General features: G+C 67.4%; 1 protein-coding gene. It reads right to left on the minus strand.

Annotated features, from left to right (window positions below; genetic code table 11):
- Positions 1 to 258 (minus strand): hypothetical protein (locus tag CVH10_RS26180; RefSeq protein ID WP_219924994.1); only part of this gene is annotated, 258 nt, incomplete at both ends.

A 258-nucleotide genomic window follows, 5' to 3' on the forward strand; every position in this document is an offset into this window, starting at 1 on the left:
GGCTGATGCCGGCCGCGCCGTATTGGACGCCTTTCACCCGCCGCAGCTTTTGCAGCAGCCAGGAGTCGGCTTGCTGAAGTTCGGCGGCAGCGGCGCGAACGGCGTCCTGCATCAAGGCCATAGGGGGGCGGGAGCGGTCCGTCCACAGGTCCACGTACAGCACCAGCGCGCCCAGGTCGAGCAGCGCCGGGACGAAGTCCTGTCGGATGAAGGTCGTCTTGCCAATACGCCGTATCCCCGAGAGGAAGACGCCCGAGC

Origin of the sequence: Halomonas sp. ND22Bw (assembly GCF_003011945.1) — a bacterium.
Lineage (GTDB): Bacteria > Pseudomonadota > Gammaproteobacteria > Pseudomonadales > Halomonadaceae > Halomonas > Halomonas halophila.